The organism is Streptomyces sp. AMJ-169 (genome assembly GCF_055597585.1).
The window spans coordinates 338161-355986 of the sequence record NZ_JBVLTJ010000006.1 but is presented as its reverse complement, the minus strand read 5'-3'; the positions used below and the strand labels follow the sequence as shown (position 1 = coordinate 355986).

Below are 17826 nucleotides of genomic sequence, written 5' to 3'. Positions count from 1 at the left end.
GTTCAGCCTCCCTGGACGGCGGTGAGGATCTCGACGCGGTCGCCTTCCGCCAGCGCGGTCGCGGACCAACGCGCGCGCGGGACGACGGTCTCGTTGAGGGCGGCGGCGACCCCGGAAGGGGCGGCCGTCAGGGTGCGCACGACGCCGTCGAGCGCCGTCCCTGCGGCGAACTCGCGCCGCTCGCCGTTGACCGAGATGTTCATGCGTGCGGCTCCACGAGTACGGCGGCGCCGAAGCGCCGGGGGGTGAAGGGGCGGGCCTCTTCGGGCAGTTCGCCGGTGGTCAGCGCGTGCGCGAGGGCGTCGCCGGTGACGGGCGTCAGCAGGACGCCGTTGCGGTGGTGGCCGGTGGCCAGGAGGAGCCCGTCCAGACCGGACGGGCCGAGGAGGGGCGCGTTGTCGGGGGAGCCGGGGCGAAGTCCCGCGCGGGTCTCCGTCAGCGGCAGCTCGGTGATCCCGGGCACCAGCTCGTGCGCGTCGCGCAGCAGCTCGTACACGCCGCCCGCCGTGACCGTCGTGTCGAAGCCCTGCTCCTCGCTGGTCGCGCCGACGACGAGCTCCCCGTCGGCGCGCGGCACGAGGTACACATGGCTGCCGCGCACGACCGCCCGGACCGTGCGGCTCAGGAACGGCGCGTAAGGGCCCGGGACGGCCAGCCGCAGCACCTGGCCCTTCACGGGCCGCACAGGCGGCCGTACGGCCTCTGGGACCCCTTCCAGGTGCCCGCTGAGACTGCCGGCGGCCAGCACGGTCTGGCCCGCGCCGAGGAAGGCGCCGCTGTCGGTGTGCACGCCGGTGGCCCGCGCCCCGGCGACCTCCAGGCGCGCCGCCCGCTCCCGGTGCAGGACCACCCCGGTCCGCTCGCAGGCCACGACCAGGGCGGCGGCCAGCTTGCGCGGGTCGATCTGGTGGTCGCCGTCCACCCGCAGCCCGCCGCGCACCCCGGGCGCCAGCATCGGCTCCAGACGCCGGCACTCCCGCCCCGACAGCCACTCCGAGGACAGCCCCGACTGCCGGTGCAGGGCGTGCAGTTCGCGCAGGTGCGCGCGGTCGTCGGCGTCCAGGGCGACCGCGAGGGTGCCGCAGCGCCGGTAGCCGAGGTCGTGCCCGGTCAGCTCCCCCAGCTCCGCCGCGAACGCCGGATAGCGCCGCGCGGAGGCCAGGTTCAGCCCCAACAGGGTCTGTTCCCCGTGATGCAGTTCGGTGACGGCGGCCAGCATCCCGGCGGCCACCTGTGCGGCCCCGCCGCCGGGCACGGGATCCAACAGGGCCGTTCTGAGCCCCCGTTGGGCAGCCCGCCAAGCGGTCACCAGCCCGATGATCCCGCCCCCCACGACGAGGACGTCTGACGTACGCGCAGGCATGGGCGTCCAGCCCCTCCCTTCGCCGGCATGACCCGGATCAGGTTCGTACGGTCGGAGGCCGCCCAGCCTCCCTCTCAGCCCGGTGCGTCCGGGCTCCCGCGGTTGCTTTACGTTGACGGCCACCCTAGCCCGCCGCACCCGTCCGCCGTAAGAGAGCCTCTGCCAGGCGCCTTTGCCGGGCCGCCCTGAAGGCGCGCTGTGGAGCAGGTCACGGCCCGGTGCCCCTGACTGACCGAGCGTCACGTGTCTATGGTGATCGAGTGAGCGAGCAGACACCGGGATCAGGGGCGGGCCAAGGGCGGCGCGTGGTCGTCGTCGGGGCGGGGATGGCCGGCGTGCAGACCGCCGTCGCCCTGCGCGAACAAGGGTTCACGGGAACCGTCACCGTCATCGGCGCCGAACCCCACCAGCCCTACGACCGGCCCCCGCTCTCCAAGGCCGTCCTGCTCGGCAAGTCCGAGGGCTCCGCCTTCGACATCGACTTCGAGTCCCTCGGCATCGACCTGGCACTCGGCCGCGAGGCCCTGGCGGTACGCCCCGGGGACCACGTCCTGGACACCGACGCGGGCCCGGAGGCGTACGACGTCCTGGTGCTCGCGACCGGCGCGCGGCCCTTGCTGCTGCCGGGCACCGAGGGCGTCCCCGGAGTGCACCTGCTGCGCACCCTGGACGACGCCGAACGCCTGCGGCCCGTCCTCGCCGCCCAGCACGACATCGTCGTCGTCGGCGCCGGCTGGATCGGCGCCGAGTTCGCGACCGCCGCGCGGGAGGCGGGCTGCGCGGTGACGGTCGTCGAGGCCGCCGACCGCCCCCTGGCGGGCGCCCTGCCCGCCGACGTCGCCGGCCGCATGACCGCCTGGTACGCCGACAACGGCGTCGAACTGCGCACCCACGCGCGCGTGGAGCGCGTCGACCCCGGGGAGGTCGTCCTCGCGGACGGCACCCGGCTCCCCGCCGGCGCGGTCGTCGTCGGCATCGGCGCCCGTCCGGCGACGTCCTGGCTGACGGGCTCCGGGATCGAACTGGGGCACCAGGGGGACGTCGTGACGGACGCCTGCCTGCGGACGTCGGCGGCCGACGTGTACGCGGTCGGCGACTGCGCGTCCTTCCCGTCGGCCCGCTACGCCGAACGCCTCCTGGTCCACCACTGGGACAACGCCCTCCAGGGGCCGCGCACGGTCGCCGCGAACATCGTCGGCGCCGCCACCGGCGAACCCCCGGTGGTCTACGACCCGGTCCCGTACTTCTGGTCCGAGCAGTTCGGCCGGTTCGTCCAGTACGCCGGGCACCACGCGCACGCGGACACCACCGTCTGGCGCGGCGACCCCTCAGGATCGGCCTGGTCGGTGTGCTGGCTGCTGGAGGGGCGCCTGGTGGCCCTGCTGGCGGTCGGCCGGCCCCGGGACCTGGCCCAGGGACGGCGGCTGATCGAGGCGGGGGCGGTGATGGACGCGGGGCTGCTGGAGGACGCGGGGAGGCCGCTGAAGGGGGCTACGGCGGGGTAGGGGGCAGTCGCGGGGCGGGGGCTTGCGGGGGGTTTTCCGGGGGCTCGGCGTCCCGTTCTCAGGGTCGGATCAGGGGTCGGTCAGGGACCGGTCCGGGTGGTCCCGGCTTCCGAGTGTCAGTCCCAGGTGGCAGGCTTGTTCCCGTGACCGAGATTGACACCAACACCGACGCTCTTGTCCCCGCATGGCTGACCCTGCCCGACATCGCCGAGCAGATGGACGTGGAGGTGACCCGCGTCCGGCAGCTCGTCAAGGACGGCCAGCTGATCGCCGTACGCCGCGGCGAGAACCGCGCGCTGCACGTACCGGCGGCCTTCATCGACGGCGACAAGGTCGTCAAGGGCCTCGCCGGACTCCTGACGCTCCTGCGGGACGACGGCTTCACCGACGAAGAGATGCTCGAATGGCTCTTCACCCCCGACCCGACCCTCCCCGGCACCCCGGCCCAGGCCCTCGTCGAGAACCGGGGCACGGAGGTGAAGCGCCGGGCCCAGGCGCTCGCGGTCTGAGGCCGGCGGTGAGGTGAGACACCGACGGTGATGGGTGGCCGTACGGCCGTGGCCCGGGAGGTTCGCCGGGGCGTGGCCGTCCGGCTCCGGGGGCCGGGAGGTTCCGCCGGGGCGCGGGTTCGTCCGGCTTCGAGGCGGCGCCGGCTTCAGGGCGGCGCCGGCTCCGGTAACGGCGGCTTGCGGACCAGGGCCCTCTGTCCCGGCACCCCTCACCCACGTACCGTTCCCTTCGCCAGCGCCCCACCAGCACCCGCACCCTCACCCTCACCTGAAGGGAACCCCATGCCCCCCACCCCCCGCGCCCTCCTCGCCGACGCCCGGCTCTACCTCTGTGTGGACGCCCGGAAGCGGCAGGGCGACCTCCCGGAGTTCCTGGACGCGGTGCTGGGCGGCGGGGTGGACATCGTGCAGCTGCGGGACAAGGGCATGGAGGCGGCCGAGGAGCTGGAGCACCTTGAGGTGTTCGCCGAGGCCTGCGCGCGGCACGGCAAGCTGCTCGCGGTGAATGATCGCGCGGACGTGGCGCACGCGTCCGGCGCCGGAGTGCTGCACCTCGGACAGGGCGACCTCCCGGTCCCGGCGGCGAGGGCGATTCTCGGCCAGGATGTGCTGATCGGACGGTCGACCCACGCGGACGCGGAAGCCGCCGCAGCGGCCGTACAGGAAGGCGTCGACTACTTCTGCACCGGACCCTGCTGGCCCACCCCCACCAAGCCGGGCCGGCCCGCCCCCGGACTCGACCTGGTCCGTCACACAGCGTCACTGAAGACGGGCCGTCCGTGGTTCGCGATCGGCGGCATCGACCTCGGCAACCTCGACCAGGTCCTGGCGGCGGGCGCCCGCCGCGCGGTCGTCGTACGCGCCATAGCCGACGCCGACGACCCGGGCGCGGCCGCGGCGGAGTTCACCAAACGGCTGCGCGCCGCCTAGCGGCCCGCCCCCCTTTCCGCCGTCCGATAGCTGGACACCGCACTGGGAAAACCGGGCAAATGTCCGGCGCTCTGTTGGGGTGGCGCCCCCACCCTGGCTAACCTGCGGGTATGGCCCTCGGAACCGCATCCATCAGGACCGACCGCGCGCGGACCGTGCGCGACATCCTGGCGACCGGCAAGACCACCTACTCCTTCGAGTTCTCCGCGCCCAAGACCCCCAAGGGGGAACAGCTCCTGTGGAGCGCGCTGCGCAGGATCGAGGCGGTCGCGCCGGACTTCGTCTCGGTGACCTACGGCGCGGGCGGCTCGACCCGCGCGGGCACGGTCAAGGAGACCCAGCAGATAGTCGCCGACACGACCCTCACCCCGGTCGCCCACCTGACCGCGGTGAACCACTCGATCGCCGAACTGCGCAACATCATCGGCCAGTACGCCGACGCCGGCATCCGCAACATGCTCGCCGTCCGCGGCGACCCGCCCGGCGACCCCATGGGCGAGTGGATCGCGCACCCCGAGGGGCTGACGTACGCCGCCGAACTCGTCGCGCTCATCAAGGAGTCGGGCGACTTCTGCGTCGGCGTCGCCGCCTTCCCGGAGCTGCACCCGCGCTCCCCGGGCTGGGACGAGGACGTCGCGCACTTCGTCGCCAAGTGCCGGGCCGGCGCCGACTACGCGATCACCCAGATGTTCTTCCAGCCGGAGTCCTACCTCCGGCTGCGCGACAAGGTCGCCGCCGCCGGCTGCGACACGCCGGTCATCCCGGAGATCATGCCGGTCACCACCGTCCGCATGCTGGAGCGGCTTCCGCAGCTCAGCAACGCCGCGATCCCCGCCGGGCTGAAAGAGCGCATCCTCACAGCGAAAGACGATCCGGCCGCTGTACGCTCCATTGGCATCGAATGCGCCACGGAGTTCTGCGCGCGGCTGCTCGCCGAGGGAGTGCCCGGTCTGCACTTCATCACGCTCAACAACTCCACGGCTTCGCTGGAAATCTACGAGAACCTGGGCCTGCATCACCCCCCGCAGGCCTAGACCGGTCGCCCCGTAATAGGACACACTGCGTAGCGGCCACTGGGAGAGGGGCGTACATGGGCTGGACGGTCCTCTACATCGCGTTCGGCGTCGTCGCGCTCTGGCTGCTCGGCGAAGTGCTGTTGCAGTACAAGGCGCGGCTGCGCTGGCGGCTGCTCGCGTTCGCCGGGTTCCTGGGCGTCGTCTTCGGTGTCCTGATTCCATCGGTCCCCGTCATCGCCGTCGGCGCGATCGCCTTCGCGATCGGCCAGACCTACGTGACGCTGTCCTTCCGCCGCGGCTTCGAGGCCGGCTGGGCGGTCAGCCGCCCCGGCGAGGGCGAGGAGGAACCCGGCGGCTTCGCGGGCAAGTTCGGCAAGGGCAAGCTCGCCAAGCGGCGCGGCAAGGGCGACGACGCCCCCGAGCCCGGCAGCGCCGCCGCGGCCCTCGGCGAGACCGCCGCCTTCGCGGCCGTCACCCCCGACGGCTTCGCCCCGGACGGCTTCCCGGCGGGCGGCCCCGACGGCTTCGCCCAGGACCCCGCCTACGGCCACGAGTCCGACCCCGCCTACGACGCGGCGGCCACCGCGGCCTACCAGCGGGCGAGCGCCCCCTACGACGACGACTACGACCGCGACGACGTCTTCACCCCCGCCCGTCCCATGGCGTCCACCGACGGCACGGGCGCGGTCTACGAACCCCAGCCGATGCCCGACGAGACCGGCACCTACGGCGTCTACAGCGACACCGCCTACGCCACCGCCGCCGGCCAGCCCCAGGACCAGTACGCCACCCAGGGCACCGACGGCTACGGCTACGACTACGCCGCCTACGGCCAGCAGGCCTACGGCTACGACGCCACCGGCGAGCAGCAGTACGCTGCCTACTCCGACCCGTACATCGGCACCCAGACCTACGGCGGCGGCACCTACGACCCCCCGTACGACCAGCAGTACCCGCAGCAGCAGTACCCCCAGGAGTACGGCACGGGCACCTACGGCGAGACGCCGCCCGGCGGGGTGTGGGTCCCCCAGCAGCGCAACACCGACGACCCGAACGACCCGTCGTACTACCAGGGCGGCGGGCAGCCGCCGGCGAACAATGGGTACGACGAGCAGCAGTACCGGTTCTGAACGGGTGAACGGGGCTTCGGCGCAGGGGAGTTGCGGGCCGGGCCGGGGTTCAGCCGTCGCTCAGCGCGCTCTCACTGGGACCCCCTGAACTCCGGGCCCTCCACGATCAGGCCGGTCGTCAGGGCGCCCGACATGCCCGCGTGGGGGAGGCCGCCGCCGGGGTGCGCCCAGCCGCCCGCCGTGAACAGGCCTTGCAGGGCTGTGGAGTTGGCCGGGTGCAGCAGCCGTCCTGCCGCGCCCGCGAGGGACGGCGCCGGCACCGCGCCGCCCGGCGCGCCCGTCGTCCGCGCCACGTCGGCCGGGGTGCGGACCTCCCGCCACAGAACGCGCTCACGCAAGCCCGGGACGGCACGTTCGGCGGCGCTGAGGACGGCTTCGACGTGCGCGTCCTGGATGTCGGCCCCGGAAGGGACGGTCGCCGTCAGGACCACCGCCTCGTGTCCGTCGTCCGGGACCAAGGTGGGGTCGCCGGGGCGCAGGACGGTCACCGTGGGGGCCGTGACCTCACCTCGGCTTCCGCTTCCGCCGTCCCCGAAGAGAGCGGTCAGCTCGGCCTCGCGGTCCTGAGTGTGGACGACGGTCCGGTGCGCCGTGCCCTCGGGGCGTCCGCCGCGCAGGGCCAGCAGGACCGACAGGCGGCTGGGCAATGCCTGTTGGGGCCGGACCTCACCGGGGGCGGGCGCGGGGACACCGGCGAGGCCGGGGGCGGCGCCGGAGACCACGAAGTCGGCCTCGACGAAGCTGCCCCCATCGGAGCCGGAAGCCCCCTCGGCCAGCTCCACCCCCACCGCCCGGCCGTCCTTCTCCACCACCCGCACGACCTCCGCGCCGAACACGAACTCGACCCGCCGCGCGAGACACCGCTCGTACACCGCGCGCGCCAGCTCCCGCAGCCCGCCGCGGACGTACCACGTGCCGAACGCGTGCTCCATGTACGGCAGGACGGCCGCCGCCGCGGGGGCCGTACGGGGGTCGAGGCCGTACGCCAGCGCGTGGCTCTCCAGCAGCGCCGTCAGCCGCGCGTCCCGCAGCTCCCAGGCGCCGACCTCCGCCAGCGTGCCCGCCCGGCGCGTGCGCAGCAGCCGCTTGTGCGGCACCGACGGGTACGGCTCCCGGTCGGCCAGCACCCGCCAGTTCGGCCACAGCGGCTCCTCCAGCAACGGCCGCCGGGTCCGGTCCCAGGCCTCGCGGGCCCGGACCAGGAAGTCACCCCAGCGCGCGCCCGCGCCCGCGCCGAGCGCTTCGTCCAGCGCCGAGACGACGCCCGCGCGCGAGGCGTTCGGCAACAGGGCCTCGGTGCCGTCCGCGAACACGTGCCGGGCCGACGGGTCGACCTGGACCAGCTCGACGCAGGACTCCAGCGGCTCCTTGCCGGTCTTGAGGAACAGGTCCCGCCACACCGCCGGCAGCGTCAGCACCCCGGGCCCCGAGTCGAACCCGAACCCGTCCCGCTCGACCCGCCGCAACGCCCCCCCGTACGTCTCCCCCCGCTCGTACACCACGACCCGATGCCCGGCGACCCCCAACCGCGCCGCCGCCGCCATCGCGCCCATCCCGGCGCCGATCACCACGATCCGTCCCATGCCCGCGACTTTATCGGCCGGGACTGACAACGCCGGTGGGGCGGGGGTGGGGGTGCCGGGGGAGGGAGCCTGGCGGCTGGGCGAGGTGGGCGAGCGGCGGTGCGTGGTCGCTGTCGCGCTCCGGGGCCCGGGCGCTCAACCCGCCGGGCCCTGCCGGGTGTTCTCAGCCGCCCCTGCCCGCCGGGTGCGCTCAGCCCCCGCCCCTCCCCGCCAGCCTGCGTTCCTCCCGGCGCTGTGCTCTGCGGCGCAGGAAGCGGCGGATGCGGGAGGCCAGGAAGAGCAGGGTGGCCGCGCCCAGGAGCAGGAGGGCGGCCGCGATCGCCGCCGCCGCTCCGGGGTGGAACATCGCGAAGGTGACGATCCCGCCGACGCCCAAGTCCTCCGCCAGGCTGACGATCAGGTTGGAGAAGGGCTCGGGGGAGGTGTTGACGGCCATCCGGGTGCCGGCCTTGACCGTGTGGCTCGCCAGCGCCGTCGAACCGCCCAGGAGAGCCGCCGCCATGTCGGAGACCGAACCGCTCTGACCGGCCAGCAGGGCGCCCACCCACGCGCCCGCGAGCGGACGGATCACCGTATGGACGGCGTCCCACACGGAGTCGACGTACGGGATCTTGTCCGCGACCGTGTCGCACAGGAACAGCACACCCGCGATGACCAGCACCTCGGGGCGCTGCAAGGTCTGCGGGACCTCGTCGCTCCAGCCGGCCGCGCCGAACAGGCCGAGCAGCAGCACCACCGCGTAGGAGTTGATGCCGCTGGCCCAGCCGGTGCTGAAGACCAAGGGGAGTACGGACACGCCCGCGATCGTAACCACTCGCCCGCGCGCGGGCCTGGGGATGAGCGCGCTGCCTTGAGTATCCGTACCTAGCCACGGAGATGAGTACGCGCGCGGATGGGGGCCGACCTGCGCGGACGGGAGAGTAGGGGCACGGAAAAGGGGCCCGGCACCGGCACCGCCGACACGGGGCGGCGGAACGGCACCGGCCCCCGGACCGCTCCTTCCGCCGGCCTGGTCGGCGGGAGCGAGGCACGGGGGACCCCACGGGGGGACGACCGTACGGGGGACCATCGGGGGAAACAGGGGGACAGGGAGCGCCGGTTCGACGGTGGCCCGCGGGGGACGCGGCCACCTCGGACCGGCGCTCCCGCTGTCTGCGTACCCGCGCGGGAGCCCCTACCTCCCCCCGCTCACCCTCCCCTGCAACAGCCGTGACAGCGCCGCGTGGACCTCGTCCAGGGAGCGCTCCGGCTGGAACGCCTTCCAGTCCAGGGCGGCCACCAGGACCATGCCCACGAGGGCCGCGGCGGTCAGCTGGACGTCGATCTCGGTGCTGAACTCGCCGCCCTCGATGCCGGTGCGCAGCACGCCCTCGACGACGGCCACCGCCTCTTGGCGGACGACCAGGAGGGTGGACTGCCAGGCGCGGTTGGTGCGCCACAGCTCGGCCACGTAGAGCTGGGTGAACGCCGGGTAGCGGTCGATGAAGACGAGGCCCGCGCGGATCATCGCGTCCAGGGCGTCGACCTTGCTGCCGCCCTCCCGCGCGGTGCGCTCCGCCGCCTGGCTCAGGGAGGCGGTCAGGAGACCCACGCCGTGCCGCAGCAGCTCCTCGAAGAGGACGGACTTGCTGGCGAAGTTGTAGTAGACGGTCCCCTTCGCGACGCCGGCCCGTTCGGCGATCTCGTCCACCGTGGTGGCGGAGAAGCCCTGTTCGGCGATGAGGGTGACGGCCGCCTCGTAGAGCTTCTGCCGTGTGGCCTCGCGGCGGGTGCCGTAGCCCGGCGTGGTGCTGCTTTCCATGCGGACGATTCTCACAGCATCCGGCCCGCCGAACGGCCGTTCCGCAGAGGGTGGGAGATCTCGTCCATGAACGCCGGATCGAACCCATGATCGACGTAAAAGGCCAGGTCAGGACGGATTGTCAGTGCCGTGCCCCATGATGTGCCCATACGGCGACCGCGCTGAGGGGGGCGCGGAGGCCGGGGGTACGGGGAAGGGCGGCGTCGGCGACTTGGTCCCTGCCCAGGCCATAGGCTGGACCCGCTTGATGGCTCCCCTCCGGTCGGGGTGGGAGGCAGCCCGTTCGCTCCGTCGTGGAAAGGCGGGGCCGCGTTGAGGAGTCAGCTCGTGTCGGACCCGTTGCGCCCCCGTGCCTCTCTGCGTACCGCCGTGGTCTGGGAGGTGCTCCAGGAGGCGCTGGAGCGCCGGGTGAAGGCCACGGGGCGGGACGTCCTCGATGTGCTCGACAGCGGGGGCGGCAGCGGCAACTTCGCGGTGCCCGTCGCCCGGCTCGGCCACCGGGTCACCGTGGTCGACCCCAGCCCCAACGCCCTGTTCGCCCTGGAGCGCCGCGCCGCCGAAGCCGGCGTCGCCGAGCGGGTGCGCGGGGTGCAGGGCGACGCCGGCGGGCTGTTCGACGTCGTCGAGCGGGGCGGCTACGACGCCGTCCTGTGCCACGGCGTCCTGGAGTACGTCGACGAACCCGCCGCCGCCCTGCGCAACGCCGTCGCCGCCCTGCGCGGTGAAGGCGTCGTCAGCCTCCTCGCCGCCGGTCTCGGCGGAGCCGTCCTCGCGCGGGCCCTCGCCGGGCACTTCAAGGAGGCCCGGCACGCCCTCGGCGACCCCAGCGGCCGGTGGGGCGACGGCGACCCCGTCCCCCGGCGCTTCACCGCCGAACAGCTCACCGGGCTCGTCGAGGAGGCGGGGCTCGGCGTGACCTCCGTGCACGGGGTGCGGGTTTTCGCAGACCTCGTCCCGGGCGTCCTCGTCGACACCGAGCCCGGCGCCCTGGAGGCCCTGCTCAAGCTGGAGGAGGCGGCGGCGCAGCTGCCCGCGTTCCACTCCGTGGCGACCCAGCTGCACGTATTGGGTGAGACCCGGGTGGGCTGAGCGGCCCACGAAGCCTTCTGCGGCGCTGGCTTGATCATGGTCCTGGGCGTGATGGAGTACGCCACAGGCCCTCCGTTCGGGCGCTGTCCGCCGTATGATCGAGGGAGACCGTCCGGCATGACGGGCCGGTCGCTGGGGAATGGAAGCCTCAGCGAGCCGGAGCGTTCATGACGGGTTCCGGTTGGCCAATTGGCGTAGAGGGGCGGGTTTCACGGGGGCGATTCCCTGCCTATCCTGAAGGGACCCCCCGGGTCGCCCCGGCGACTGCACGATGAGGAGGACGCCGTGCCGCTCTCGGAGCACGAGCAGCGAATGCTTGAGCAGATGGAGCGAGCGCTGTACGCCGAAGACCCCAAGTTCGCGACAGCGCTTGAGGGAAACGGGCTGCGGACGTACACCCGACGTCGGGTCTACCAGGCGGTCGCGGGCTTCCTCGCGGGTATCGCGCTCCTCATGTCCGGCATGGTCGCCCAGCAGGTGTGGCTCAGCGTCGTGGGTTTCCTCGTGATGCTGGGGTGTGCCGTGCTCGCCGTGACCGGCTGGCGCAAGGCCCCCAAGCCGGGTGAACGCCCCGCGAGCGGCGGCCAGCCCCGGCAGCAGCCGCGCCGCTCGATGATGGACCGCATCGAACAGCGCTGGCAGCGCCGCCGCGACGAGCAGCAGGGCCAGTGAGGCCCACCGCTTGAGGCCTCGCGGCCACTGAAGGACAGACGAGACGTACGAGAGAGGGGACCGCCCAGGTGGGCGGTCCCCTCTCTCGTACGTCGGCCCCCGCAGAGCCCGGCCCCCGCAGAGCCTGCCCCAGCAGAGCCGGCCCCCGTGAGAGCCGGCCCCGCAGGGCTCACCCCTGCTGCCGCCAAGGCATCCGCCCCCGAGGCAGCCGTCGTTCCACCCCGGCCCAGCGCTGGGTCCAGCCCGCCTTCGTGGCCGTCCAGCGGTCCATCAGGTCCCACACCGCCCGTACGGCCGAACGCGGTGCCACCAGCGCCCGCAGCCGGACCGCGCGGCCCGCCCGGTCCCGCAGCGCCGCCCGGACCGCCCGCACCTCGTCCGGGAGCCCCGCCTCCGCGCGCGGCTCCGGCGCGTACAGCACCTGCTCGACCGCCCCGGCCACCCGGTGCACCGACCGGGCCGCCGCCTCCTCCAGCTCCCCGAGCCGTACGATCCGCTCGGCCGCCCGGCGCGGGGTCAGCGCCTCGTCCGGCGCGACGCCGTAGTCCCAGGCGGTGTCGGTCAGCTCGCGCCACACCGCCAGCACATGCCCGGCGGCGGCCTCACCGGCGTCCGCCGCCGACTCCAGCACCACCGCACCCTGCGGACCAGACCGCTCCCCGGAAGCACCGGCCGAACCGGCCGCGCCAGAAGCACCAGCCCCGGCCGCCCCCGCGACACTGTGCCGCCCCGACGCCAGCCGTACCGACCGCCGCCGTATCCGCCACAGCATCGGCAGCAGCGGCACCGCCACCGCCAGCAGCCCCAGCAGCGTCCACCAGGCCGCCCGGTACCACGCGGTGCCCCCGGCGCCGCCCTGCGCCTGGTCGACGGGGAGCGCGTTCGCGCAGCCGCCGTCGTCCTTCATCTGCTGCGCCGAGCAGCTCGCGTTCGACGAAGGCGCCGCCGTGGGCGCCGCGCCCGCCGAGGACGGCGACTCGGGCTGGGCCGGCACGGTCGTGCTCGACGTGTCCGGGACGGTGTACGACGGGGTCGAGCCGCGCGTCGGGGTCGGCTCGAAGCGGGTCCAGCCGACGCCCTCGAAGTACAGCTCAGGCCAGGCGTGGGCGTCCTTCAGGGTGACCGCCACCGAGCCGTCGCCCTGCGCGGTGCCCGGCGCGAAACCGACCGCGACACGGGCCGGGATGCCCAGCGTGCGCGCCATGGCCGCCATCGCGAACGAGTAGTGCACGCAGAAGCCCCGCTTGTCCCGCAGGAAGCGGGCGATCGCGTCCGGGCCCGTGCCGGCGTCGACCTGGGTGTCGTACTGGAAGCCGCCCGTCACCGCGAAGTAGTCCTGGAGCGCGACCGCCTTCGCGTAGTCCGTGTCCGCGCCCCGGGTGATCCGGCGGGCCTGCTGGGCCACCACGGCGGGCAGGGAGGCGGGGACCTTCGTGTACGTGCGGCGGATGGACAGGGGGGCCTGCGGGGCGTCGGCCAGCTGCTCGGCCGTCGGCTGCACGTTCAGGCTGCGCACCTGGTAGGTCAGGCCCCGGGTGTTCTGGCCGTGGTCGCCGACGAGGGTCATGCCCTCCGGCTCGTACCGCCAGTTCCCCCTGATCGACACGTCGCTCGGCGGGTACGGCATCGGCAGCCAGTCCTGCGCGTACCACTCGGCCGCCGACACCCGCGTGGTGATCTGCGCGCGCTTCACGTCCGAGCGCAGGCCCGCCGGGGCCGGCAGGGCGTCCGGGACGGCCTGGATACGGCGCTTGGAGGGGCGCCACGTCGTGCCGTCGAAGTCGTCCAGGGAGACGATCCGCAGGTACAGGTCGGAGACGTCCGTGGAGTCCGTGCGCAGCGTCAGCGCCGTGCGGTCCTGGTCGACGTTCAGGCTGTCGCGCAGGGACACCAGCGGGTTGACCGCCGAGATCGTGCCCCCGCCGCCGCCTCCCGCGCCCACCCCGCCCGTCGCGCTCGCCAGCAGGCCGCCCTCGATCGCGGGCAGCGGCAGCAGCGGGACGACCAGGGCGACGCCCAGCGCGGCCAGGCCGATCCTGCGGCCCGTGCGCACCGGCGCCACCGGGCCCTCCGGGCCGCCCGGCACCCGCGCGGGGCCGCCGAAGACCCGGCCCCACTGGGAGAGCCGCTCCCGGCCCTCGGCGAGCAGCAGCATCAGATAGCCGGCCGCGGCGGCCAGGAACCACATCCAGTCCGTACCGCCGTCCGACAGGCCCGCCGCCACCGAGTACAGCGCCAGCAGCGGCAGCCCGGCCGGGGCCGCGTTGCGGAACGTCACCGCCAGCGTGTCCACCAGCAGGCCGATGACCAGGACCCCGCCGATCAGCATCAGCCGGATGCCGTCGGACAGCGGGGCCGGGATCGCGTACTGCCCCACGTCGTCACCGCCCGCGCGCAGCAGCAGCGCGAACCGTTCGAAGACGTCAGGGCCCGGGACGAACCCCGCCAGTGCCTGCTCGCGGGCGAAGGCCAGCGTCAGCAGGAGCAGCAGCGCCACCGCCTGCACGGCCACCGTCACCGGCCGGGCCAGCGGCACCCGGCGGGCCACCGCGCCCACCGCGCACTGCACGCCCAGCAGGAACGCCGCCTGCACGAACCAGCTGCCCGGCTCGACCAGCGGCAACAGCGCGGTCGCCGCCAGCAGCGTGGCCACCATCGACCACAACGTCAGCCTCAGCCTCCCGCTCACCGCCCCGCCCTCCCGTCCGGTCGCCGTCCGCCGATCGCCCCGCCGGACCCCGCCCGGCGGCCGAGAAGTCCCGCACCCGCTCGCCTCCCGCTCACCGCCAAGCCCTCCCCTCGCCCGGTGCCCTTCGCCTCATCGCCCCGCACCCCCGCCCGCCGCGACCACCCCGGACCGGTCCCGGTCCGCCTGGCGCCACAGCTCCTCCAGGGAAGCCCCGCGTGTCACGCTCACCGCCGTCCAGCCCCCGTCCCGCAGCATCCTCAGCCGCTCCTCCTGACCCCTCATCGGATCGGACCCGCCCATCGGTTCACGGCCGTGCGCACCGGCTTCCCGGCTCCACGAGTCGTTGTCGATCAGGAACGCCACCGCCGCCCCGCCGCGCCGGCGCACCTTCGCCGCCACCGCCGCCTGCTCCTCGTCGAGATCCCCGAGGAACGCCACCAGCAGCCCCTCGTTCCCGCCCCGCAGCGCGTCGTACGCCCGCGAGAAGCCCGCCCCGTCGGAGTGGTCGACGACGGCCAGGGTGTCCATCATCAGGCCCGCCGCCTCCGCCGAGCCCTGGCCGGCGGCCGAGAAGCCGTCGCCGCCCTCGCCGGGCACCGAACTGCCGGTGTCGGTCAGCAGCCGCACCGAGAAACCGCGCTCCAGCATGTGCGTCAGCACCGACGCGGCGCCCGACACCGCCCACTCGAAGGGCGCGTCGGGGCCGACGCCGTCGTAGGCGATGCCCCGGGTGTCCAGCAGGACCGTGCACCGCGCGCGCTGGGGCTGTTCCTCGCGGCGGACCATCAGCTCGCCGTAGCGGGCCGTCGAACGCCAGTGGACGCGGCGCAGGTCGTCGCCGTAGCGGTAGCCGCGCGGGATCACGTCGTCGTCCCCCGCCAGCGCCAGCGAACGCTGCCGGCCGTCGCCGTACCCCTTGGCCTCGCCGCTGAAGCGGACCGGGGGGAGCGGGTCGACGCGGGGGATCACCGTCAGGGTGTCGTACGAGGAGAAGGACCGGGTCAGTTCGCACATGCCGAAGGGGTCGGACAGGCGCAGCTGGAGGGGGCCCAGGGGGTAGCGGCCCCGCAGGTCGGAGCGGACCCGGTAGGAGACCTCGCGCCGGCCGCCCGCCTCGACGCGGTCCAGGACGAAGCGGGGGCGCGGACCCAGGACGTACGGCACCCGGTCCTGGAGCATCAGCAGGCCGGTCGGCATCCGGGAGACGTTGTCCATGCGCAGGTGCACGCGCGCCTCGCTGCCGGCCGGTACGCGCGCGGGCGCGAGCCGGCGGCTGCCGGCCACCCGGTAGCGCGTGCGGTACAGCACCGCCGCGCAGATCAGCGGCAGCACCGCCAGCAGCAGCCCCACCCGCAGGAGGTCCGGCTGGCCGAGGACGTACGCGCAGACCGCGGCGGCGATCCCGGCGGCCAGGAAGGACCGCCCCCGGGTCGTCAGCCCCGCCAACGCGGTCCGCACGGCCCCCTTGCCGTCCTGCCCGCCCTCGGCGGCGGGCCCGGCGGCCCCGGAAGAACCGGCGGCCCCCGCAGAGCCCCCCTCCCCGCTCATCACACCCCCCGAGGCTGGCGCCCGAACGCCTGCCCGTATCCCTGCTGCTGCGGGGTCGCCGGGACCGGTGTGCGCTGGAGGATCTCCTCGACCACCTGTTCCGACGTGCGGCGGTTCAGCTGGGCCTGGGCCGTGGGCAGGAGGCGGTGGGAGAGGACGGCGATGGCGAGGTTCTGGACGTCGTCGGGGAGCGCGTAGTCCCGTCCCGCGAGGGCCGCGGACGCCTTCGCCGCGCGCAGCAGATGCAGCGTCGCGCGCGGGGAGGCGCCGAGTCTGAGGTCGGTGTGGGTGCGGGTGGCCGAGACGAGGTCGACGGCGTAGCGCCGCACCGACTCGGCGACATGCACCCCGCGCACGGCCTCGACGAGCTTCACGATCTCGTGCGCGTGCGCGACCGGCTGGAGGTCGTCCAGCGGGCTCGCCCCGCCGTGCACGTCGAGCATCTGCAACTCGGCCTCGGGGCTCGGATAGCCCATGGAGACCCGGGCCATGAAGCGGTCGCGCTGCGCCTCCGGCAGCGGATAGGTGCCCTCCATCTCGACCGGGTTCTGGGTCGCGACGACCATGAAGGGGCTCGGCAGCTCGTAGCTCTGCCCGTCGATGGTGACCTGCCGCTCCTCCATGGACTCCAGCAGCGCGGACTGCGTCTTCGGCGAGGCGCGGTTGATCTCGTCGCCGATCACGATCTGGGCGAAGATCGCGCCCGGCTTGAACTCGAAGTCCCGGCGCTGCTGGTCCCAGATGGACACGCCGGTGATGTCCGACGGCAGCAGGTCGGGCGTGAACTGGATGCGCCGCACCGAACAGTCCACCGACTTCGCCAGCGTCTTGGCGAGCATCGTCTTGCCGACGCCCGGGACATCCTCGATCAGAAGATGCCCCTCGGCGAGCAGGACGGTCAGCGCCAGCCGTACGACCTCCGGCTTGCCCTCGATCACGCTCTCCACCGAATCGCGGACCCTGTCCGCGATGGCGGTCAGATCTGTCAGGCTCGCTCGTTCGTCATAGGTGGTCACCCGGCCCTCCTCGGCCCCTGCGTTTCCGGGCCGCCGCGCTGTTCCGCGAGACCGGCCCACCCCGAATCAACGGACGCCGTCCGCGGAATGTTCGCGGTCTTCAGTACGGCGTCCTCACCGCATTCTTGCCGCCGTTACCGATTCGTGTCACTCGGGTGCGGGTAACTGCCCGCGATAAGCCGGGGTTTGCGGCTTATGCCGGGTCGATCTCCCGCAGCAGACCCGTCCTGACGTCGAAGACGAAACCCCGTACGTCGTCGCTGTGCAGCAGGAACGGCGAGGTCCGCACCCGCTGCATGGACTGGCGGACGTCCTGGTCGACGTCCCGGAACGCCTCGACCGCCCACGCCGGGCGCTGGCCGACCTCGTCCTCCAGCTCGGTGCGGAAATCCTCTGTGATCTGCTCGAGGCCGCAGTTGGTGTGGTGGATCAGGACGATCGAGCGGGTGCCCAGCTTGCGCTGGCTGATGGTGAGCGAGCGGATCACGTCGTCGGTGACCACACCGCCCGCGTTGCGGATGGTGTGGCAGTCGCCCAGCTCCAGGCCGAGCGCCGCGTGCAGGTCGAGGCGGGCGTCCATGCAGGCGACCACGGCGACGCGCAGGACGGGCTTGGCGTCCATGCCGGGATCGGTGAACTCGGCGGCGTACTGCCCGTTCGCCGCGACCAGCCGGTCGGTGACGGTGCCGCCGGTTATGGCGCCCTGGGACTCGACGGGTACGGATGCAGAAGTCGTCATATTGACGACGGTACTGGTCACGGCCGTTCCGGTCCCGTCGTGAGGAGGGAAAAAGACCGCCATCACGTCCCCCGTGTGAGGTAACCCACACGGGTGAAGTGCAAGCCGCTGAACGAGCGGTTTCCGGGGTGTGACGATCGCGCGCGCGGGCCGGGCCGCGCCGCGCAGTCCGGTTGATTGACCGCGGGACAGCGTGCATTAAAGTGACGCGAAGCGGGAGGCGCGGTGGTACTCCC

General features: G+C 73.8%; 16 protein-coding genes and 1 riboswitch. Of the genes, 7 read left to right on the top strand and 9 right to left on the bottom strand.

What is annotated here, in order from left to right:
* Positions 1-2: 2 nt before the first annotated feature.
* Together thiS and thiO are read right to left on the bottom strand one after the other, a co-directional pair.
* On the bottom strand, positions 3-203 hold the full coding sequence (gene thiS / locus ACYUD3_RS17615) for a sulfur carrier protein ThiS (RefSeq protein ID WP_470970584.1): 201 nt from the start codon (positions 201-203) through the stop codon (positions 3-5).
* Complete coding sequence (gene thiO, locus ACYUD3_RS17610; RefSeq protein ID WP_470970581.1) at positions 200-1363, bottom strand: glycine oxidase ThiO; 1164 nt, start codon at positions 1361-1363, stop codon at positions 200-202. The genes thiS and thiO overlap by 4 nt, the downstream gene beginning before the upstream one ends.
* A riboswitch (TPP riboswitch) is annotated at positions 1361-1473 on the bottom strand. It overlaps the preceding gene by 3 nt.
* Positions 1474-1623: 150 nt before the next feature.
* Here thiO and ACYUD3_RS17605 point away from each other — a divergent pair.
* The 5 genes from ACYUD3_RS17605 (at position 1624) to ACYUD3_RS17585 (ending at position 6453) form a co-directional block, all read left to right on the top strand.
* Entirely contained in the window at positions 1624-2868 is a 1245-nt protein-coding gene (locus ACYUD3_RS17605) for an NAD(P)/FAD-dependent oxidoreductase (RefSeq protein WP_470970579.1), read from the top strand.
* A 143-nt stretch (positions 2869-3011) separates the two neighbouring features.
* Positions 3012-3377 carry an Rv2175c family DNA-binding protein gene (locus ACYUD3_RS17600; RefSeq protein WP_470970577.1) on the top strand — a complete coding sequence of 122 codons (366 nt, stop codon included), beginning with the start codon at positions 3012-3014 and terminating at the stop codon, positions 3375-3377.
* Positions 3378-3659: 282 nt separating this feature from the next.
* Positions 3660-4307, top strand: a complete 648-nt coding sequence (gene thiE / locus ACYUD3_RS17595) for a thiamine phosphate synthase (RefSeq protein ID WP_470970574.1) — start codon at positions 3660-3662, stop codon at positions 4305-4307.
* Between the two features lie 110 nt (positions 4308-4417).
* Positions 4418-5341: a methylenetetrahydrofolate reductase [NAD(P)H] gene (gene metF, locus ACYUD3_RS17590; RefSeq protein ID WP_470970572.1), complete on the top strand. Its 924-nt coding sequence runs from the start codon at positions 4418-4420 to the stop codon at positions 5339-5341.
* 56 nt (positions 5342-5397) lie between these two features.
* Entirely contained in the window at positions 5398-6453 is a 1056-nt protein-coding gene (locus tag ACYUD3_RS17585; protein ID WP_470970570.1) for a hypothetical protein, read from the top strand.
* Positions 6454-6524: 71 nt separating this feature from the next.
* Here ACYUD3_RS17585 and ACYUD3_RS17580 read toward each other — a convergent pair whose 3' ends face one another.
* The 3 genes from ACYUD3_RS17580 to ACYUD3_RS17570 all read right to left on the bottom strand — a co-directional run bounded on the left by ACYUD3_RS17580 (position 6525) and on the right by ACYUD3_RS17570 (position 9837).
* Complete coding sequence (locus tag ACYUD3_RS17580; RefSeq protein ID WP_470970567.1) at positions 6525-8036, bottom strand: phytoene desaturase family protein; 1512 nt, start codon at positions 8034-8036, stop codon at positions 6525-6527.
* Positions 8037-8226: 190 nt separating this feature from the next.
* A complete protein-coding gene (locus ACYUD3_RS17575; protein WP_470970565.1) occupies positions 8227-8832 on the bottom strand; it encodes a DUF4126 domain-containing protein in 606 nt (201 codons plus the stop codon).
* A gap of 378 nt (positions 8833-9210) precedes the next feature.
* Complete coding sequence (locus ACYUD3_RS17570; protein ID WP_470970563.1) at positions 9211-9837, bottom strand: TetR/AcrR family transcriptional regulator; 627 nt, start codon at positions 9835-9837, stop codon at positions 9211-9213.
* Between the two features lie 327 nt (positions 9838-10164).
* On the opposite strand from ACYUD3_RS17570, the gene ACYUD3_RS17565 reads away from it, so the two are divergent.
* A complete protein-coding gene (locus tag ACYUD3_RS17565) occupies positions 10165-10926 on the top strand; it encodes a methyltransferase (RefSeq protein WP_470970560.1) in 762 nt (253 codons plus the stop codon).
* Positions 10927-11211: 285 nt separating this feature from the next.
* Positions 11212-11598, top strand: a complete 387-nt coding sequence (locus ACYUD3_RS17560; protein WP_470970557.1) for a DUF3040 domain-containing protein — start codon at positions 11212-11214, stop codon at positions 11596-11598.
* Positions 11599-11767: 169 nt separating this feature from the next.
* Here ACYUD3_RS17560 and ACYUD3_RS17555 read toward each other — a convergent pair whose 3' ends face one another.
* The 4 genes from ACYUD3_RS17555 to ACYUD3_RS17540 all read right to left on the bottom strand — a co-directional run bounded on the left by ACYUD3_RS17555 (position 11768) and on the right by ACYUD3_RS17540 (position 17590).
* Complete coding sequence (locus ACYUD3_RS17555) at positions 11768-14287, bottom strand: transglutaminase TgpA family protein (protein ID WP_470970555.1); 2520 nt, start codon at positions 14285-14287, stop codon at positions 11768-11770.
* Between the two features lie 129 nt (positions 14288-14416).
* Positions 14417-15835: a DUF58 domain-containing protein gene (locus ACYUD3_RS17550; protein WP_470970553.1), complete on the bottom strand. Its 1419-nt coding sequence runs from the start codon at positions 15833-15835 to the stop codon at positions 14417-14419.
* The gene (locus ACYUD3_RS17545; protein ID WP_470970550.1) at positions 15835-16851 is read right to left on the bottom strand and encodes an AAA family ATPase; all 1017 of its coding nucleotides are present in this window, start codon (positions 16849-16851) and stop codon (positions 15835-15837) included. The genes ACYUD3_RS17550 and ACYUD3_RS17545 overlap by 1 nt, the downstream gene beginning before the upstream one ends.
* 193 nt (positions 16852-17044) lie before the next feature.
* On the bottom strand, positions 17045-17590 hold the full coding sequence (locus ACYUD3_RS17540; protein ID WP_470970548.1) for a beta-class carbonic anhydrase: 546 nt from the start codon (positions 17588-17590) through the stop codon (positions 17045-17047).
* Positions 17591-17826 lie beyond the last annotated feature (236 nt).